14 protein-coding genes are annotated in these 19,461 nt (G+C 37.5%); 3 read left to right on the forward strand and 11 right to left on the reverse strand.

From position 1 onward, the window contains the following. Positions 1-78: 78 nt before the first annotated feature. A complete protein-coding gene (locus tag AAGF08_RS04860; protein WP_343509949.1) occupies positions 79-1,395 on the reverse strand; it encodes a hypothetical protein in 1,317 nt (438 codons plus the stop codon). Here AAGF08_RS04860 and AAGF08_RS04865 point away from each other — a divergent pair. Then, positions 1,394-1,609, forward strand: a complete 216-nt coding sequence (locus tag AAGF08_RS04865; protein WP_343509950.1) for a hypothetical protein — start codon at positions 1,394-1,396, stop codon at positions 1,607-1,609. The two genes, AAGF08_RS04860 and AAGF08_RS04865, sit on opposite strands and share 2 nt — an antisense overlap. Before the next feature lie 306 nt (positions 1,610-1,915). On the opposite strand, the gene AAGF08_RS04870 is transcribed toward AAGF08_RS04865, so the two are convergent. Together AAGF08_RS04870 and AAGF08_RS04875 are read right to left on the reverse strand one after the other, a co-directional pair. Next, the gene (locus AAGF08_RS04870) at positions 1,916-2,872 is read right to left on the reverse strand and encodes an alpha/beta fold hydrolase (protein WP_343509951.1); all 957 of its coding nucleotides are present in this window, start codon (positions 2,870-2,872) and stop codon (positions 1,916-1,918) included. Between the two features lie 184 nt (positions 2,873-3,056). Further along, the gene (locus tag AAGF08_RS04875; RefSeq protein ID WP_343509953.1) at positions 3,057-3,743 is read right to left on the reverse strand and encodes a GNAT family N-acetyltransferase; all 687 of its coding nucleotides are present in this window, start codon (positions 3,741-3,743) and stop codon (positions 3,057-3,059) included. Between the two features lie 127 nt (positions 3,744-3,870). Here AAGF08_RS04875 and AAGF08_RS04880 point away from each other — a divergent pair, with 127 nt between their 5' ends. Continuing rightward, positions 3,871-7,155, forward strand: coding sequence for a glycosyl hydrolase (locus tag AAGF08_RS04880; RefSeq protein ID WP_343509955.1), 3,285 nt, complete (start codon positions 3,871-3,873; stop codon positions 7,153-7,155). A gap of 235 nt (positions 7,156-7,390) precedes the next feature. On the opposite strand, the gene AAGF08_RS04885 is transcribed toward AAGF08_RS04880, so the two are convergent. The 8 genes from AAGF08_RS04885 to AAGF08_RS04920 form a co-directional block, all read right to left on the reverse strand. Continuing rightward, positions 7,391-9,610: a T9SS type A sorting domain-containing protein gene (locus AAGF08_RS04885; protein WP_343509957.1), complete on the reverse strand. Its 2,220-nt coding sequence runs from the start codon at positions 9,608-9,610 to the stop codon at positions 7,391-7,393. A gap of 146 nt (positions 9,611-9,756) precedes the next feature. After that, a complete protein-coding gene (locus AAGF08_RS04890) occupies positions 9,757-10,242 on the reverse strand; it encodes a GtrA family protein (RefSeq protein ID WP_343509960.1) in 486 nt (161 codons plus the stop codon). Positions 10,243-10,245: 3 nt separating this feature from the next. Next, complete coding sequence (locus AAGF08_RS04895) at positions 10,246-11,421, reverse strand: glycosyltransferase (RefSeq protein ID WP_343509962.1); 1,176 nt, start codon at positions 11,419-11,421, stop codon at positions 10,246-10,248. Between the two features lie 12 nt (positions 11,422-11,433). Beyond that, on the reverse strand, positions 11,434-11,979 hold the full coding sequence (locus tag AAGF08_RS04900; protein ID WP_343509963.1) for a hypothetical protein: 546 nt from the start codon (positions 11,977-11,979) through the stop codon (positions 11,434-11,436). After that, positions 11,976-12,800 (reverse strand): hypothetical protein, encoded by an 825-nt coding sequence (locus tag AAGF08_RS04905; RefSeq protein WP_343509964.1) that lies wholly within the window; start codon positions 12,798-12,800, stop codon positions 11,976-11,978. The genes AAGF08_RS04900 and AAGF08_RS04905 overlap by 4 nt, the downstream gene beginning before the upstream one ends. Beyond that, on the reverse strand, positions 12,797-15,808 hold the full coding sequence (locus AAGF08_RS04910) for a hypothetical protein (RefSeq protein ID WP_343509965.1): 3,012 nt from the start codon (positions 15,806-15,808) through the stop codon (positions 12,797-12,799). The genes AAGF08_RS04905 and AAGF08_RS04910 overlap by 4 nt, the downstream gene beginning before the upstream one ends. Before the next feature lie 18 nt (positions 15,809-15,826). Then, a complete protein-coding gene (locus AAGF08_RS04915; RefSeq protein WP_343509967.1) occupies positions 15,827-16,912 on the reverse strand; it encodes a mannose-1-phosphate guanylyltransferase in 1,086 nt (361 codons plus the stop codon). 16 nt (positions 16,913-16,928) lie between these two features. Then, a complete protein-coding gene (locus AAGF08_RS04920; RefSeq protein WP_343509968.1) occupies positions 16,929-17,807 on the reverse strand; it encodes a glycosyltransferase in 879 nt (292 codons plus the stop codon). A gap of 178 nt (positions 17,808-17,985) precedes the next feature. Here AAGF08_RS04920 and AAGF08_RS04925 point away from each other — a divergent pair, with 178 nt between their 5' ends. Continuing rightward, positions 17,986-19,338 carry a sigma-54 dependent transcriptional regulator gene (locus AAGF08_RS04925; RefSeq protein ID WP_343509969.1) on the forward strand — a complete coding sequence of 451 codons (1,353 nt, stop codon included), beginning with the start codon at positions 17,986-17,988 and terminating at the stop codon, positions 19,336-19,338. Positions 19,339-19,461: the final 123 nt, after the last annotated feature.

A 19,461-nucleotide genomic window follows, 5' to 3' on the forward strand; every position in this document is an offset into this window, starting at 1 on the left:
CAGTTATTGGTAATTAATCCAAGTTGCAAAAATGTCAGTTCAGAGGTGCTTTTCGTAAATAAATCTTAAAGACAATTCCTACAAAAACTCAATTGACTCCACTTCGATAGTACAAGCCTGATTTTCTACAATGATCGAGGTGACGATAAATAGCTCCTCTAGACGTGTTGGCGCAAAGCTAGAGAGTGGAATTTCATACGTCTCCCATTCATTGGTTAAAGTCAGAGGTACCTTTGTTTCGCTTCCATCTGTTGGGTTGGATTTATCTTTCAGGCCAACTGCTATTTTTTCTCCTCCTTTCACACCTCTCAATTTAAGCCGTAGCGTTTTGAAATTCGAAAAGTCTTTGACACGATTGGGGTCAACTACACCATTCCCAAGAAACCAGTAAGATACGGCCCAGGGCTCTTCGGCAAATTGAATTGCTGTATGTGTGCCTAAATATTGCACATTCACTCCTTGATTATTATAGGCGCTTGCGGCAGCATAATTGTAATGACGTGTGCTATGGGCATTTCTTAAGACCTTCGGGTAAGGTTTTTCACCGTATTCGTCAAAAACCTGATCAAGCTGCTGAATAATTTCCGTTGTAAATTCTTTTTCTCCTGAGATAATCATTTCCTGTAAGGCGTTTCCTCTTAGCAGTAGGTTTTCATACTTCTCAATGATTTCATATGGCCAAAAGATGACAGGAAATAAGGTGGGATGCTCAATGATCTCATCAACCATAACAGGAAGCTTACCTTCCAACTCAGTATTCCAATCCCGAGTTCCCGGGGTAAAAAAAGCAAAAGTTCCTGGTAAATCAGCACTGATAAAGTCGTCATTGGAGCTCTGAAGACTGGCGTTATAATTATTCTCTAGGATGGTCAACTCATCAAGTAAATTATAGTAATCGAAAAGAAGTTTTTCTAAATCTGTACCTTGGAGTTGGCCTAAGTAACCTGAGCTCTTCAAAGATTCAAATCCACTGAGATTAGGAGTCAGATAAATCTTATTCCAGGCATCATTAATAGTTCGAGACATAAAATCCAGGTTTTCCACGCTGTACCGGTAGCTTGAATTGATATTTTGTCCGTACACTTCCGAAAGGATTTGATAATATTCTGGAGACATCCGCCGTTTGATAAGTGAAATTCTGGGGAAAAGTTCTAAACGAGTTTCATTGATTTTTTTTGCCTTTTTCAGGTCACTTTCAATGTTCTGGACTATGCTGCTGAGATAACCTTCCAAGGCTTCCCTATCTTGGCGCTTTTGATTTGCATTGTTGATTTGGATGGCGATCAAAATCCCAATGACCACAAGAATTATCTCTCCAAAAGCATATTTAAAATACTTTCCCATTTTACTTTTCTCCAACAATTCGTATCGAATTTTTCGAAATAATTTAATCATGGCTTTTTCTAATTCAGAATCCAATGCTCAAGGAGGAAGCATGGGTCTGATGCAATCTAAGATTTATCTCTTTAGGATGCTAAGGCAGGAAAGAGGAAGTAAATCAAATTTTAAAGTTGTTGTACAGGAAGGTGTTTTGTTACCTGCAATTCTTATGGACTACAACTTGAATATGTTTTCTAATTTACAACTTGCTGGCGCTCTTGTATTTTAAAGATTGGAAATCCCATTAAAAGAGTTCGGGATTGCAAATCCCGAACAGCGGAATGCAGGTTTATACAAACTAAACCTTCTAGTTTCGCATTTTGCTATTAGAGTTGATTGCACTGTGAACGGGGATACCTTGCTCATTTTGTTCTTTTAAATTCCTTAGGGCTCCGATAAAAAATGAATTAGAAATCAGATGTTGTACTTGAGCTTACCTTTCAATTTTGGATTAAAAGGTAAACGATCAGCGTTATTAATTGAATTCCTATTCTTTCTATTCATTTAATAAAGCCTTCTGATTTTCCAATCTCATTTATTCATTAAACCGATCTATAAAAGAAGTGAATGAGTGAATAAAGTGTTTTCTGGGTGTTTCCAAAAATGCGGCGTGATCACCCCCTGAAATTACAACCCAGCTCTTGTCGGCTGTTTTTAATCTTGTGAATAACTTTGTTTGGTTTTCTGTTGGGCTAATTGGATCAAATTCGCCTTGTAATATCAGAACAGGCGTGGTAATTAATGAAGGATCAATCGCATTAAACTGGCTAAAAAACCTCCAATCTACTTTAATTGGGTCATGTTCTAAGGCCATCCTCACATACGTGTCTATCGCCTTCTGACTGATACTACCGGGAGTGATGAAATCACTGGCGGCATGCTCAACTGTATTTACTATCTTCTCCAACTGAATATTATTTGGACTCTCTGGGATTTTATTGTCCAAATCTTGCCAATATCCAAAAACCGTTAGACTTGCTATATTTTTAGCATTCATTTGAGTGGCAAGAAGAGTTGAGGTAGACCCCATGGACCAGCCGAATAAATGAACTTTTTTAGAAGCATTTTCTGCTGAAATCCAATTTAAAACGTTAAGAATATCTTTTGCAGCTTTGTCTGGAGATAACCATTCTGTTAGGTCTCTCGGGGTATCTCCATACCCTCGCAAATCGACTGCATAAGTTGAATACCCTTGTTCTACCATGCCGTCCATTAATGACAAATCTTCGCCCTCCACCTGAAGATCAAAATCTGGAATACTGCTATAAGTTCTACCATGGACGAATAAAATAAGTCCTTTTGGATTATCTGCTTTCTTCTCCCACACAGCCATTGGATGCCCATTGGAATCGACTGTATGTTTTATTAAGGTGTTTTCAACCGGGTTTTGTGGGAAAAATGAAGTTTTATCATTCTTAATGCCTGTACTAAATACTTGGGTTGTAATAAAGAGGAGTAGAAAAAGGATTTTGCTTTTAAAAAGATATTTCATGGAGTGTAGACATTAATAATAAATGATGTTCAAGTTAAAAAGTATTTACTAATAAGGTAGAATAAAATAAATTAGCCGATTGGAAAAGCATATAACTTTCAAGCCTATTCAAAATCATTCTCTCCAGTTTTCAAGTGTCTTTTCACAAATAAATTAATGAAAAAGCTAAAAAATTTAGATGGTTTCACTTTTGAATAAAGCTGTAAAAATTCATTTTACTTCTTAATTCAAAACCTAGTTTTTTGTAAATCTCGATTGCAGGATCATTATCAGCCCTAGAATGGAGAAAAGGAGTTTTACCCTTTTCAAAAATGGATTGGGTTATGTAATGGGTAATCTTTGCTCCAAGACCTAAGCCCCTGAAATCCGGATTCGTGCAAATAGCCGAAACTTCTACATAGCCACCAACATGAAATCGTTCACCTCCCATGGCCGCTAATTTTCCATCGATAAAAATCCCATGGTAGTTTCCAAATTCTATGGTCCTTTTTGAAAATGGTCCTGGGTTGGTGAGGGTTGTCAATTCAATCATTTCATCTATACTTTTTTCTGTTAATAGGATGATTTCGACAGGGATTTTGGTAGTTGGCGCATCGGATAAATTTTGACAGATCATCTGAATTGCATTGGAAGTTTGAAGAACTTCAAAGTCTTCAATGAAGGTCACTTCTTGTTGAATTAAGAGATACCAATTTCTTTCGACAGGAGTATTCAAAGCTAGCACTTTCTGGGAATCTACATCCCAGTTTTTCAATCCCACAAAGGGTGCTATTTCCTCGTCAAAATAAGCATACGTTCCAGTGCCGAGATTCTTTTCTTTATCGACTCCAGTGAGTGAATTATATATAGGGTTGTCGAGTATTGAATTCATAATTAGAAGTAAGATTCTATCAAAGATATCAGCTTTATTGGAGTATACAGTTCAAATATAATCCCTTACACTACAGGATGGGATTTTCAATTTGAAACATTAGACTTAGTAAATCAAAAACCATCCTATGAAAAAGTTTTTAGCGAGTTTTCTTCTTGGATTAATGTATTTCCATGGTTTTTCACAACAGGTCCCGTCTTCCGAAGAATTGCAACAAAAATTCATCAACCCCACAAACGAAGCTAGGCCAAGAGTATGGTGGCATTGGATGAATGGAAATATCACTCAGGAAGGAATTAGAAAGGATCTGGACTGGATGAAGCGTACAGGAATTGGAGGATTTCAAAACTTTGATGCCAATTTATTCACACCTGTAGTGGTAAAAGAAAAGCTTGTTTTTATGACACCTGAATGGAAGGAAGCCTTCAAATTGGCCACCGATTTAGCTGGTGATAAGGGGTTGGAAATGGCGATTGCAGGTTCGCCGGGTTGGTCCGTAACTGGAGGACCTTGGGTAGAGCCAAAAGATGGGATGAAGAAATATGTTTGGTCAGAAACTTCTGTTGAAGGGGGGAAGAAATTTAATGGGAAATTAAAGAGGCCTTCTGATGTCACTGGAAAATATCAAAATGCAGCATTGGAAGGAGGAGGGATGAATGAAGGATTTGTTGGTGAGATACCCCATTTTTATCAAGATGCACTCGTAGTAGCTTTTCGTGTTCCAGATACTGAAAAATCAATTAATGAATTGAATCCGACCATTACGAAATCAGGGGGAGATTTTGAGAATGGAAAATTACTTGATGGAGACATTAGTGAAGGAATGATGCTGCCTCCTATGGAGATTGGTCAGGATATGTGGGTACAATATGCATTTGATGAGCCACAAACTTTTAAGGCAATGGCCGTTTCAGGAGCCAGTGCCAGTCCCTTGGCAGAATTTACCGGAGGCCCTGAAAACAGAACCTTAAAGGTCTCAGATGATGGGGTTAATTTTCGGACAGTAGCCAAAGTTTCAGGAAGTACGGTTCCTTTTAATACCGTTGCTTTTCCACCTACGACAGCAAAATATTGGAGGATGTGTTGGGAGACCTTGCCTCCTCAGCCCAATTTGTTTGCGATTTTGGCAGGAGCACCTCAGGATCTTAGCCCGCAAGGGGTAGAGGTTGCAGAGTATGTTTTGTACAACAGTTCAAGAGTTGATCAGGTGGAGGACAAAGCGGGTTTTTCGCCATGGACTGAGAACAATGAACTCATTTCCAATGGAATAGATGACAATTCTATCGATGCCATACAAATAAACGAGGTACTTGATCTCACCGCTTTATTAAAGTCAGATGGGAGTCTTGAATGGGATGTTCCTGAAGGTAATTGGAAAATTATTAGTTTGGGGTATTCTCTGACAGGGAGGCAGAATCACCCTGCTTCCCCCGAAGCAACAGGCTTGGAAGTGGATAAATTGGATCCAAACGCGGTCAGAAAATATATTAATCATTACCTCGATTTATACCAAGATGCTACAGGCGGAAAATTAGGTTCGGGAGGATTAGAGTTTATGATCTTGGATAGTTATGAGGCAGGCCATATGAACTGGACTCCTGGGTTTCAAGATGAATTTGAAAAGCGAAGAGGATATTCGCTTGTCTCATATTTACCGGTATTGACGGGGAGAGTTGTTGGAAATTTAGAAGAAAGTGAAAAATTTCTTTGGGATTTTCGGAAGACCATTGGCGAGATGATCGCAACTAATCACTACGATGTGATTGGTGAGGAACTGAAAAAGAGAGGGATGAAACGCTATACAGAATCTCACGAAAACAGGCGGATTTATCTGGCAGATGGGATGGATGTGAAGCGTCATGCAGATATCCCCATGTCAGCCATGTGGACACCCGGTAGTTTGGGAGGTGGAACCGAGGAGGAAGTGAGAAGTGAGGCGGACATTCGGGAATCAGCTTCAGTAGCAAATATTTTTGGGAAGCCTTTTGTGGCAGCAGAATCTATGACTTCAATTGGGAAACCTTTTCAGGAACACCCGGAAATGTTAAAGCGTACGGCGGACCTTGAAATGGCCTCTGGTGTGAATCGATTCGTCATCCATACTTCCGTACATCAGCCTCTGGATGATAAAAAACCAGGTTTTTCTTTAGGTCCCTTTGGCCAATATTTTACAAGACAAGAAACTTGGGCAGAGATGGCCCACGCTTGGGTAGAATATTTGAGCAGAAGCTCCTATTTGTTACAGCAGGGGAGGAATGTAGCTGACATCTTATACCTCTATGGAGAAAACACCAATATCACATGGATTTCTAGAGAAAAGCTTCCTGATATCCCAAAAGGCTATGAGTTTGATTATGTCAATGCCACTATTTTAAAGGCAGATATAGCGGGTGAAAATGGGATGTTGATTGCTCCGAGTGGTGCCACCTATAACGTTCTGATGCTGGATGAGAGCACTTCTTTGATGACGATGTCTGTATTGCAAAAAATTAAAGGTTTGGCTGATTCGGGTGTGAGAATTATAGGTGAAAAACCAAGGATGTCTCCGAGTTTATCGGATGATAAGGAAGCTTTTCAAAAACTAGCTTCGGAAATATGGGCAATGGATAATGTAGGTCCAACTGTTGAGATCAGAGTAAGCCCCGATGTGATTGTCACTGAGACTATACATAAAATTCTTTTTAAGCATAGGAAAGATTCGGATCGGGATATTTATTGGTTAAATAATCGGAGTGTAAATCCTACGAAGGCTACGTTGAGCTTTAGAATCTCTGGAAAGGTACCAAAGCTTTGGAGTCCAATCTCAGGAAAAGTTCAGGATGTTTCTTATGAAATAAGGGATGGTAGAACAATCATTCCTTTGAATTTTGAGTCATGGGATGCTTATTTTATAGTTTTTGAAGAACAGTCAGAAGCCAAGGTTTTTATTGTAGAATCAAAAACTGAAAGTACTGTAAACGTATTGAATACCAATTGGCAGGTAGATATTGCTGGTAAGACTGTTTCATTTCCTGTATTAGCCTCTTGGCATGAAAACCCTGATTCTGAAATAAAATATTTCTCTGGAGTAGCTACTTATAAAACTACTTTTAGTATGGATGATTTAGACCCAACCAGCAGCTATGAGATCGATTTGGGTGAGGTAAAAGTGATGGCTGAAGTTTGGCTGAATGGCAAAAACTTAGGCGTAGTTTGGAAGACTCCATTTAGACTTGAGCTAACTGACGGATTAAAATCAGGAGAAAATATTCTTGAAGTAAAAGTGGCCAATTCCTGGGTCAATCGATTGGTGGGTGATGCCCAACCCGGAGCTGAAAAAACCACTTTTACAACCATGCCATTTTATCAGGCTGATTCACCTTTGATGAAGTCAGGATTGATAGGGCCAGTGAGAATTTTGAAGATGGATTAAATTTTGTTGGGAGTAATAAATGTGGGACAATGCTATGCAAGCATATTTCCATTTAATTTCAAATTTGGTCATTGGAAAGCCATCTTCTTATGTTTAAGTAACTTTCAATAATTGGATCCAAAGCCCTTATAAGAGATCAATTCAATTGAACGTTAATAGCCCTGGATAAAATCCAAGGCTAGTTATTTTCATTTTAACTTATATATAGTTTTTCTTATCTGATTTTTTAGGGTCTTTACTGGATCAATAATTTTGAGGTGTGCGCTTCCAGATTAGAGGAAATCTTTAAAACATATAGTCCTTTTTTCATTCCTCTTCCAAATTCAAGTGGTTTTTGATTTTGTCCAGGTTTCGTTTCGATAATCTGACTTTCAACTAGATTTCCTGAATCAATTTGATAGATACCCAGTTGCATCTTTCCTCCAAATTGAGACTCAAAAAGAATGGTCGTTTGTTCTTGAAATGGGTTTGGGTACACTTTAATCTCTCCTTCTGAGCTTGCAGTGACTTCCTTTTCATTTGAAAATCGAATACTGCTAAGATTCATCTCTATAGCTCCTTTGTTTTCAGAGGTGAAAGATAAAATCACTAAATCATTTAGATTTACCTTTTCTGAAAACTCATTGGAAATAAAGCGATTGATCGGAATACTATAGGTCTTTTCCTCCTCTTTTAATTCAAATGAATAGCTGTAGTGAGAATCAAAATTCTGTACAGATTTTTTGATCAATCGGATTGTCATTTTTCCCTTTCCAGAGGCAGTAAAATTTAGATAATCATACGAACTTACATCTGCAGGTATTGCGCCGCCTCTGATTGTTTTGTAGACAGTAGCATAATCTGATCCTGCTGAAGCGAACTCTATATTCCTAAAAATAGGATAGTCTCCGTCTTTAAATTTAAAATCTCCACCATTGTCAATTTGATATTGGATCAATTGCCCTCCCTCAGGAAGATAATGTGCCCAAATCCCATCACTTTGATAGAGGTAATCTTTTTTGATATTATTATCTATAAGATCAATTGCAACCTCAGCATAATCCTTTGCATCTACCTCTATCGTTGAGGTCCCCATAGGAACCAAATCTATCTCTTTGGTATTGACTTCATGATTTTGAGAGTTTTCATTTGGCTTTGCAGTTAGTTGGATGGTAGCTGAATTTTTCAGGGTTCTATTCCAAACTTTCAGTTCCACTTTACTTGGATCTGATTCGCTTCTGCTAGCTTTACTAACAAAAATTCCAGGATTTGTTTTAGATACTGTTTGTGTAAGTTTACCAAAGCTTTTCAATTGGTAAATGACATTTTCAATCATTGATTGAAGAAGTTTTCCGTCTGCACTCCAGAATTGAAAATTATAAAAGCTTTCCTCAGAAAGATAGTCTTCCAAAAGCCAGGCTGACTGTAAATGAAACTCATTTGAATTTTCGTTGATTCCAATAGAGAAAGAGATGGCATATTCATTCAAACCGGAAACGGGTTTCAACAAACTCCGAATCATATAGAAGCTATCTATTTTTATGCTATCTATAGCCAGGATCTCAGATCCTTTCAGTCGATCACACACGTATTTGGAATGTTCATATACGCTGGTAGACGTTTTGGTTGCAAAAAAAGTAGCAAGATTATTCCCTTGCTTCAGGTAATCTACTGAAATCACTTCTTCCGCATTTGTAATATCCAATAATTCAGTGGGGCTGGAAAGGTAGCCTGTGAAGTCAGCTCCTAAAACTTCTTCATTCGGTAGGAGAGCTGAAAGCTGTATCCCATCAATTTTAGCTTTCTTGTAATTTTTAAGGCTTTGCTGTTTCCTATAATCTAACGGTTCATTTCCGTTGCTATATCGATCAAAAACCTGTTCCACTACTGCAGTTCCCAAGCTTCTACTTTCTAAACCTCCATCATTTCCAGAGCTTACCCGTAGGTTTTCCTGACTTACTAAATTTACCTCTGTTGAGGATCCTGAAGTCAAAGGATAGGTGCAGGTGCAGATGGGTTGATTATCAAATGGATCGGTGAGTTCGAGTGTGATCAAACCAGCAGTCGGGAGATTGTTTTTATAAAAAGTATATTTCACTTCATTCCCACTGGGAATCCCAGGAGGATTAAATGGGCTTCCTGTTTCATTATTACCAAATTCCCAATCCAAATAATTATTCCCACCTGTGTCGGTAATCCAAGATTTGGTTATTACAGGTGGGTTAATAATTGGTGCACCCCAGCCAAAGGTGAAGTTTCCTTGGTTGAATTTGGAAAGAGCACTTAAATAGTAAATACTTGCCGGGCTAATGTTAGAAGCAAATTCAGTTACCTGTTGTCCATTACCATTATTTCTCTTATAGATATCAGGGCAGTTTTTATTTCCTACCTCTTGACTAAAAACTGAGTGACTTAAACTTGTCACTAAAGTCCAAATTATCAGCAGTTGAAAGTAGGGAATCGTCTTATTTTTCATGACTTTGATTTTTAATCATCAAAGTAATTTCAATAGACAAGCCAATTCGTAACTAATTGAAAATCAGTGTAATATTTTTTGCTGTTTTCCAAAAAATAGAATAAGTTACTTTTAATTCCATATTTTGGAAATAATTTAAAATTGGGTTACTTTTTAAAGGTGAAATATTTTTGAAGCAGGAAATTTACTGTCAAGACAATCACTGTTGAAAAGATCTTCGCTACTGTTGGCTCCATGGACGCAAAAAGAATCAACCCTTTGAGTATGAGGTAATCACTTCCAAGTCCTTGTCCTACCACCAAAATGTATTTAAAAAGCTGTTTGGTAGTTTTCTTAGCCCCAGATGAGGCGCTCTTAAATGCAAAATTTTTACTGAGCCAAAACCCAGTCGGAATAGTTGCAAAAAAAGCAATAAATAATGCGATCGTATAAGAAGCTATGGTATACCCTTGGATCAGCCAGCCCTCTTTCGGGAGGATAAATTCATATAAAATAGCAAATAATAGGATGTTTAAAGCAGTGTTGATCGCTCCCACAGCCAAATAGGCATAAACGTCATAAGCCAGCCATTTTTTGAAAATGGGAAAGAAAAAATGAAGAAAGCTTTCAATGCCCTTGTTGAGTAGTCTCATATTTTACTTTTTTAAAAGCTTTTGAATATGACTTAAATACCATTGAGCAAGTTCGCCCATTGGCAAACCTTTAGCTGCCTTGTAATTTTGATCTTCGATCTGTTTCCTTTTTTCAGGATTTTCTATGAGACTTGATACAGCATTTGAAAGACTTTCTGCATTATCTGTTTCGAAGTAAGCTCCCCCATACCCTTCCTCTTCCACAACTCGCTCCAAGTCATCAATTTTTGGTAAAATACAGGCTCTTCCATAGCTTCCAGCCTGGTGAAGAATACCTGAACTTCCGGTTGTGGTGGTGTAAGGAAAAATTACAAAGGTGCTATCCCAGAAAATCTGAGACACTTTTTCCTCAGGGATGTATCCGGTATATTCCACATTTGGTAAATGAGAGTATTTGCTTTTTAAGCTATCTATATATCCTTTGACATTCGGGTTGTCTGTGCCTGCAACAGTAGATGTGAATTTCAGATTGGGGTATTTCTTCTGCAGAATTTCCATGGCATCGATCATGACTTCTGCTTTTTTGTAGGTCCCAAACTTGCCAAAGGCCATCAGATTAATTTCATCGGAGTTTTCAGGAACATAATTTCTTTCCGGTAACTCGAAATTTCCATGAGGAAGAAGAACTACATTTTGAGCTTTGTATTTTTCTTTAAGAATCGTGACATATTGAGAAATTGTTACCCCGACCAAATCCGCTTTAAGAATAAATTTTGTGAGTTGCTCGCCGATCCAAAGGAATAGGTTCCCTTTGAACTTGCTGTCAGCCATCCCAATAGTATCTAATTTTACGGTTTCTGTGATATTGTGAAGAATCACGACAGAGGGAATACCAAGTAGCTTACACATCCAAGGAGTCAAAAGTCCAAGAGCTGCCGGAATTTTTCCAGCGCCAAATGTCATGAATTGAAGATTTAGAATTACGGCATCGGGCTTTAGTTCTTTGAGTTTTTTCCTAAGATTTAAAACGGTAAACCAACTATCAAAGTCCCAGCAAGGAATGATTTCTAATCCTTCTGTGGCATATCGAGAATATTCGCTGTTATCTTCTAGGTTATTTGTAAGGATATAAATTTTCTCTATTCCTTTTTTTCCAAGAAAACTTCTGGTCAAATGGTACCCATATTCATTTAGTGTTACTTGACTCGGAGGATAGGGTGTAATGAAAGCTAATTTCATAAGGAGGTATTTTTAATTTTTTTCTTCAATAAATCTGATTGCATCCAATCTCCAGTTATCTCCCTGAAATAGAAGACTCACTGCGATTGAATAATTTGTTTTTTGAATTGTTCCATCAGGAAATTCGAAGCTAAACTCAGCGTTTTGATCCAAGATATTGCAGGACAAACCATCCTTAGACCAGGTTTTTATCTGTATGAAATGACTTAGGTCTTTTCTTTTAATGGAACTGGAAGGTCCATCCACATAATTATTCGCAAGGTGTAAATAGAAACGCTCTGTTAATCTTTCTTTGCTTGGTTTTGGATCTGGATCCTGGAATAATCGGTTGAGATGTGCCCAGATTGCTGCATAATCTGTCACCAATTTTTCAAGCTGCTCTTCGGAAGGATCTATTGAAGATTCTACCTTTAACTCAATCCTTGGATTGGCATTTGCAGCCAATGAATCATATCTTAGGAAATAAGGAATTTCATCATTCTTTTTCTGAACTCGCGCCATAGACACGAGCAAGACTCCGACAATCAATAAAAAACCTAAAAATATCCATCTAGTCATGGCTGCTGAATAATTAGACTTAGAGAATAAACCTGGGCAATTTTAACTTTTAGGCTCCCATTTTCAACTTCAGAAAGAGGCATAGTCAATTGGCAATAGGAATCTTGCACAACTGTCTCGATTCTTTTTTGCTCTTTTCCTTTTTCGAGGAAAAAAATAGCAAGAGTGCCATTAGAGACAGAATTATTATATCGGTCCTTTAATGGTCCTGCTTTGATTTCCACTGTTTGGTTATACTTGTTTAAAGAGTAAGTCAATGGAATTTCTTTCACCGTGCCTGGATCCACATAAAAGCTAGAAACCGCAGTAGAAGTCAAGCCTTGGAACGTTCCTGCATTGGGGAATAATTCCAGATAGTTTTCCTTAAAGAAAACCCCCTCTTCCAACTCTGATAAGTTTCCTGAATGATCAAAAGCGTATAAAACCTGCTGTTGAATCATGGAGGAGTCTGTATTGACAGTTTTTGGACTTCTTAAGTCTTGAAGTTGACCTTTTGCCTCTTGGTTTTTGAGGGAAATAGGATAGATAAATTGATTTTCATCTCGCTGAAGTGTAAGAAAAGCCTGCCCTTCGATTACTCCTTCACTTGGGTTTATTCTTAGAGTTATTTGATTATTAATCCGAGTCAACTGAGGATAAATTACCTGTACAGGCGTGTTTACCCATGCTGTCCAATTTACTCCTTCTACTTCAAACAACAGGCTATCCTGATTTACCACAATCTCGGATTGAGGATTTAATATGATAGGTTTTTTAACTTGCCCTTTTTGACATCCAAGAAGAGCCAAACTTAACGCGATTTGTAGGAATGTCCTTTTCATTGGAGATAGATTTCTTGGGACAAAAAACAATGAGGTAAGAAGCTGATTCTTTCTTTAGACACTGGCTTGTTTTCAAGCAATTCCCTATCCTGCCCGTTTATTTTCAAGTTTATGGGAAAGTCGTTAAGGACTTTAGATCTTGCCTCTAATTTTTGAAGCGGAATTTCAAACGTCCCTTCAAGTCCACTTCTGATTGACTTAGGATGCGTCCAAAGTTCTACTTGAAGAATCCTTCCAAGTGAATCTTTTTCAGAAATTAATACCCCTGGAATGGTGATTTCACCTGTAAAAGGGTTTTTCATAGAAGCTTCAAAAACTGATTCACTGGAATTTTCAGTGAGCAATTTATAGGTTAACTCTCCTCCTCTAATATATCCTCGCTCACTGATGTCAGTTTCAAGTTCTAAGGAGATGGATTTGATTTTTTTGTCTCCGTCAGTGGATTGGGAACCCAAGGGAAGTTGAAACCAGGTTGAAGCTTTAGGGGCTAAATTGTAATGGATATTTCTTTGCGGAAAAAAGGTTGCAGTACTGTCATTTTCATAGGTAAGTACTGCTTTGAGTGCGAGCGTAATAGGAATATTATCCGCATTGATCAATTCACCGGTGAGATTTAACTCTTCGCCAATCTGGATCAAATTCGCTTGATAGAAACCTGCAAAAGGTTTTTTTATTCGATCATCTTTTACTGTTGGGAAACTACTGACAACTCGTTTTCCCATTTTTTTAAATAAGGTATAAGTATAGGTGATCACCTGCTCTTCAGGAATATCAATTTCTAATTTGGGAGGAGTTATGAACCATTTATTATCGATCTTCTCAAGGTTCATCTGCTCCTCTTTTTCCCTAGGTCCTAGGGAAGTTCTCCAAGTGCTATGAACATTCATTTTTGCTGAATTATCCTTTATCTCCAACGTGTCAATTTGAAGTCCATCGAGCTTGGCGAAAGAAGGAAGGAGTCCTCCGTCACTAACTGATTTTTCGAGAAGATACTGATCAAGACTGTATTCGGGACCTGGTTTAAAGAATTTGAATGCCTCTTCGAAACGCTGAAAATCCAGATGGTTGAAATGGGAATAGATAGTAGTTGAGGGATCTTTTTGCTCATCGATTAACAGAAGTTCATAGATTTGGTAAATCAAAAAACTGCTGAATAGCACGAAAGGAAGCCAAGCTGAGGAATAAATCACAGGTTTGGGATACCTATTTACTTCTTCATCCGCCAAAAGCTCCTCTTGAGTTTTTTTGAAGTGAAATAGATAAACGAAAGTTAGCCCTATGGCTACCAGAAGTGTGCTTACAGGTAAAATACCCCAAGCTTTTTTCAATAATGGATTCAGTTCTGTTGGCTTGATGGGTTGAATGGTGGAAATATTTCCTTTTTCCCAAACCATGATTCCATTTTCCAGCCGGATTGTTCTGTTCCACCCTGAATAAAATAATAGAGGATCATAATAACGATCATTACTAAAAACATATTTGAGCTGATACTTTTCAGCTAAAGTCAGGAAGTCATTTAAAGAGGCCATTCCTTCTTCCATTAGGTACTTTGCATTTTCTAGCCGCTCTACGGCTCGGGAAGTCATCTCAGGAAGTCTTCTTGCAGAATGGTAGTTTCCATCGATCGTTGCAGCTAAGGTATTGGAAGAAAGCCAAGCCATTTGATCTCCAAAGCCTAGTGTTAGATATCTCCATCTCATATGATCATCTCTGTTTAAGAAGTTGATGATAGGCTCGATTTCTACAGACTTTGGTTGTAGAGGACGAAAACTTGCCAAATGAAAAATGTAAATGATGAAAAGGAGATATGAAAAACCACTAAGCCCTGAGATAAGAAAATGAGAAGTTTCTCCATATTTTTCAGTCCAATATTTCTTAATATTTCCCCCTAAAAAGGACACTAAAAAATGACTGATATATGGAATAGCAATGATAGAAGCCCAAAAGCCAAAACGATCTAGAGTAAGGATATTGAATGCGTTTTCGCCCAATAACAATTTCGGTAAGGGCGTGGTGCCGCCACTTCCTAAAAGCAGACATGTAAAAAAGGATACAGCCCAGCCCAAATGTCTTTTCTTACGAGTGATTAGGTATGAGATCGCTGGTAAAAGGGCGAAAATCAATAGGAGAGGAATCACATAAAAAACAAGTCCAGAACTAGTTTCTTCAAGAAAATTATCACGTGACCCGTGAGGTATAGATACTTGGGTTATTGGATCAGTTCGGCTCCAGTACCAATAAGGAAAAATCAGTGAAATGGCCAGAAAGATCGTACCGAATCCAAAAAAGAGGATTTCTTTCTTTTTCTTCCAAGCAACAACGAGTAGGTCTGGAAGAAATCTTCCGAATAGGTTTTTCTTTCCCAATTCTGGATTGCTATCTACACCTGCCATCAACATAGCGGGAGCTATAAAAAAGACCATTCCAAAAATTGCTGTAACATGATGGGAGCTAACAGTCACTGCGATGAATGCCAGCGACATGACTAGGTATCTCCAATCTGAGGTTTTAATATATTGATATAAGAAAGGAATGGCATTTAGTAAAAAAGCAAGACCTGTGAGGGTAGGCACCTGGCCATATACATGAAGGGTTTCAACTAATGAGCTGAGCACGACAGCCAAAATAGATGCGACACCAGCGGTTTGCTTGGAATAGAACATCTTGGTAAATCGATAGATCCCAATAATCAGTGCTTCAAAAATTGCAATAGCATAGATACTAAAAGCAATTTTTAGAGGGAATACTTTGCTGATTAGAGCTAGAAGCTGATGAACTAAAGGAGGATAGCTTATAGTTAAAAACCCGGTGTACCATCGGTATTCCCAAGGTTCAAACCAAAACCTTGAATAATGGTCCGCAAAGAACATATGAACATATGCATCATATGTTTGCGGTAAAGTGAAATAGACAATAATACCATGGGTTAGGAGACCTAGGGATAAGGCGACGAGTAGAAGCCTTTTCCCTAGAAATTCACTCCAAAGCATGTGGTCTTGATTTTTCACTTTATGACAATTAGCAGATTAGATATATAAGATGCCCTTTACTTCTTTTACTTTCGCAACATACTCCTTGATATGTTGCTCATTTTCTTTTTTACAAATCAAAAGAGCCTCTGGGGTATTGACGATAATTAAATCTTCTAATCCTCCAATTACCATAAGTTTTTGTTCATTGGAATGAACTAAGCATCCCTTACTATCCACTAAAATGGCGCTGTTACTATTGCTTGCATTCATTTCCTTGTCTTTCGAAAAATTATCATAAGCACTATTCCAGGTTCCCAAATCATTCCAGGTGAATTCAGAAGGTATCAGGAAGACATTGTTTGCTTTCTCCATGATTGCATAATCGATAGACGTAGAGGGACATTTGGAATAAACCTCACCAATGGCCTTTGCCTCTCTATCGGTATTTAAATCGCTTTCTATTTCTTGGAAAAGGTCATACATAAACTTGAAATGCTCCCAAAAAGCATCAACTATATCTTCTGCTTTCCAGATAAATATACCGGAATTCCATAGGTAATTTCCTTCTGATAAAAATTCTTTAGCAGTTTTTAAATCAGGTTTTTCCGTAAATCGATTTACTTTAAATACACCGTTTGTATTCCTTTCTGTGTCAAATTGGATGTAACCATATCCGGTATTTGGATGATCTGGCTTAATCCCTAAAGTGACAAACGCATAATGTCTTGCTGTATAGTCAAGTGCTTTTTTACAGGTATTTGAAAATAAGTCTAAGTCTGCAATCAAATGATCGCTAGGAGCCACAATCATATTTGCTTTGGGATTCATTTTCTTCAATTTGAAGGACATGTAAGCGACACAGGCAGCCGTATTTTTTCTTTCTGGTTCAGCCACAATGTTTTCTATTGGGAGCTGAGGTAATTGTTCTCTTACTATTGAGACATATTCCGCTGAAGTCACTATAAAAATATTTTCTTCAGGAATGAATGTTGAAAACCGGTCGTAAGTTGATTGAATCAACGTTTTTCCAGTATTGAGGATATCCAAAAATTGCTTGGGATAACTTGTTTTACTCATGGGCCAAAATCTGCTTCCAACTCCTCCAGCCATGATTGCGACGTAATTGTTCTTATTTTTCATAGATTTTTTGATTTAATTAATTCGGTTGAATTGAAAGTGTAAGTAGTTTCTTATTCATTATACTCTTTGGCTTCTTTTTCACTTGATAGTGATAATAAAGCCCTAATAATTGCAATGGGATTTTGATCGTATCTTTTAGCTTAAGCCGGGAATCACCTATTTCTGACCATTGAAGAAGTGGGTATTCTAAAACTCCTTTTTGTAAGGTAGTCTTCCCAAATTTTTCCTGAAGTCTTAGAAAAATCTCAACATCAAAAAGCCAAGGAGTTTGAAAATTATTTTTGAAAAGAAATGGGACAAGATTTCTCTGGAAAATTTTGGCTCCACATTGAGTGTCTTGAAAATTTGCTTTCAAGATTGATTTGATAATTTTCTTGATCATTTTGCTGGCAAAAGACCTGCTGTCATCCCGGTTAATTTCAGCTCCTAATCGCTGAATTCTACTACCTACTATTGCTCCAAATTTTGGATGCGCTTCCTTGTATTTTGCCATCAGCAACCATTCTTCAGGGTGAGTTGCCAAATCAGCATCTAAAAATCCAATTAGTTTGGAATTATAGTTCTTATGAACGAACAACATACCTTGTCTCACAGCTTCTGATTTACCCCCATTTTGTGGCATGTCAAACACGACAATGTTGCCAGGACTTTCTGTTTGGATGCCTCTTAATACCGCAAGTGTTCTGTCTTTACTACCATCATTGACAAGACATAATAAAACTTCGGGATGCTTCTGTGCAAAAGTTTTGAATTCTTGATAGGCAAACCTTTTTTCTTCATTGTAGCAAGGAATTACTATTGCGTATTGATGATGGATTTCTGGATTATAATCCAATGCATTTTGAAGCAATTGGCTGATTTCAATGTCTATCCTTTGATTTTGTAAAGATTTCATTTTAGTTGTTTTTACGGTGTGCCAACAATTATTCAAACCCTAATCCAAATTATTAAACAATTGAAAATCAAATATTTAATAAAAATATAAGAGCTTGTATTTCCAGAAAATGGAAATTATTCCAAAAAATGTATCTGTTCCAAGCCCTTTTTTTTATCTTGGAAAAAAATGAAATGGGATGAGCCAGTTTAAAATATTTATAGTAGAAGACGATCCATGGTACGGTCAGATTTTGGAGTACCATTTGAGTCTGAACCCAGATTATGAAGTGACTTTATTTTCTACTGCTAAAGCTTGTTTGTTAAAGCTTCATGAAAAGCCAGACTTAATCACTGTGGATTTTTCCTTGCCTGATTTGTCAGGAGATAAACTTTTTCAAAAGATTAAAGAATATAACCCCACTATACCGGTAGTGGTGATTAGTTCGCAAGAGGATATAAGTGTGGCGGTAGGTTTATTAAAAGCTGGGGTTAATGATTATCTGGTAAAAGATGATACCACAAAAGATCTTCTTTGGAACAGTGTCATTAAAATCAGGGAAAATCAATCACTTAAAAAAGAAGTGGAGATTTTGAAGGAGGAATTGGGGCAGAAATTTTCATTTGAAAAAACTATCCTTGGAAATAGTCCGGTTCTGAAACGTATTTTTTCTCTCATCGAAAAAGCGATCAAAACCAATATTAATGTTTCGATTACCGGCGAAACCGGAACCGGTAAAGAGGTAGTAGCAAAAGCGATTCACTATAATAGTGATAGGAAGAAAAAAAGCTTCGTAGCCGTTAATATGGCAGCAATACCAAAAGATCTAATTGAAAGTGAACTGTTTGGGCATGAAAAAGGTGCGTTTACCGGAGCTGTTAGTCGTAAAGCCGGAAAGTTTGAAGAGGCGAATGGGGGAACTATTTTTCTGGATGAAATTGCAGAGATGGATCTAAACCTTCAGTCCAAACTTCTTCGCGTGCTGCAAGAAAGAGAATTAACTAGAGTTGGAGGAAATGAACCGGTAAAACTGGATGTTAGAATTCTTACGGCGACGCATAAGAATTTGTCTGAGGAAGTAAGAAAAGGAAATTTTCGGGAAGACCTGTTTTTTAGAATTATGGGCTTGCCGATTGAATTACCACCTTTGCGTGAAAGGGGGTCTGATGTATTGATTTTGGCAAAGCATTTTATAGATGAATTTGTGAAAATAAATAAGATCCCTTCACTATCTCTTGCCGCTGATGCAAAAGATAAGTTGTTGAAATATCCTTTTCCAGGAAATATCAGAGAACTCAAAGCAGTCATTGAGTTGGCTGCAGTGATGGCAGATGGTCAGGAAATCAAAGCGGATGATATCAGTTTTTTTTCTCTTCAAAAAGAGAATGTATTCTTGATGGAGAATAAAACATTAAGGCAGCATACCTGCGATATTGTCAATTACTATCTCAAAAAAAATAATGGGGATGTAATCGAAACAGCCAGGGCATTAGATATAGGGAAAAGTACCATATATAAAATGATCCAAGAGGGAGAAATTAACACAGAATAAATCCAATATTTGGAATATATTTCCAGATATTGGAATAATTAATAAATATATAGTTTAAAACATCGCCATTTCCTTGAAAAAAAGGGGAAATTTAATTGGCTTGGTTTTCCCTGCTATTCTTCT

The organism is Algoriphagus sp. SE2 (genome assembly GCF_039563885.1).
Lineage (GTDB): Bacteria > Bacteroidota > Bacteroidia > Cytophagales > Cyclobacteriaceae > Algoriphagus.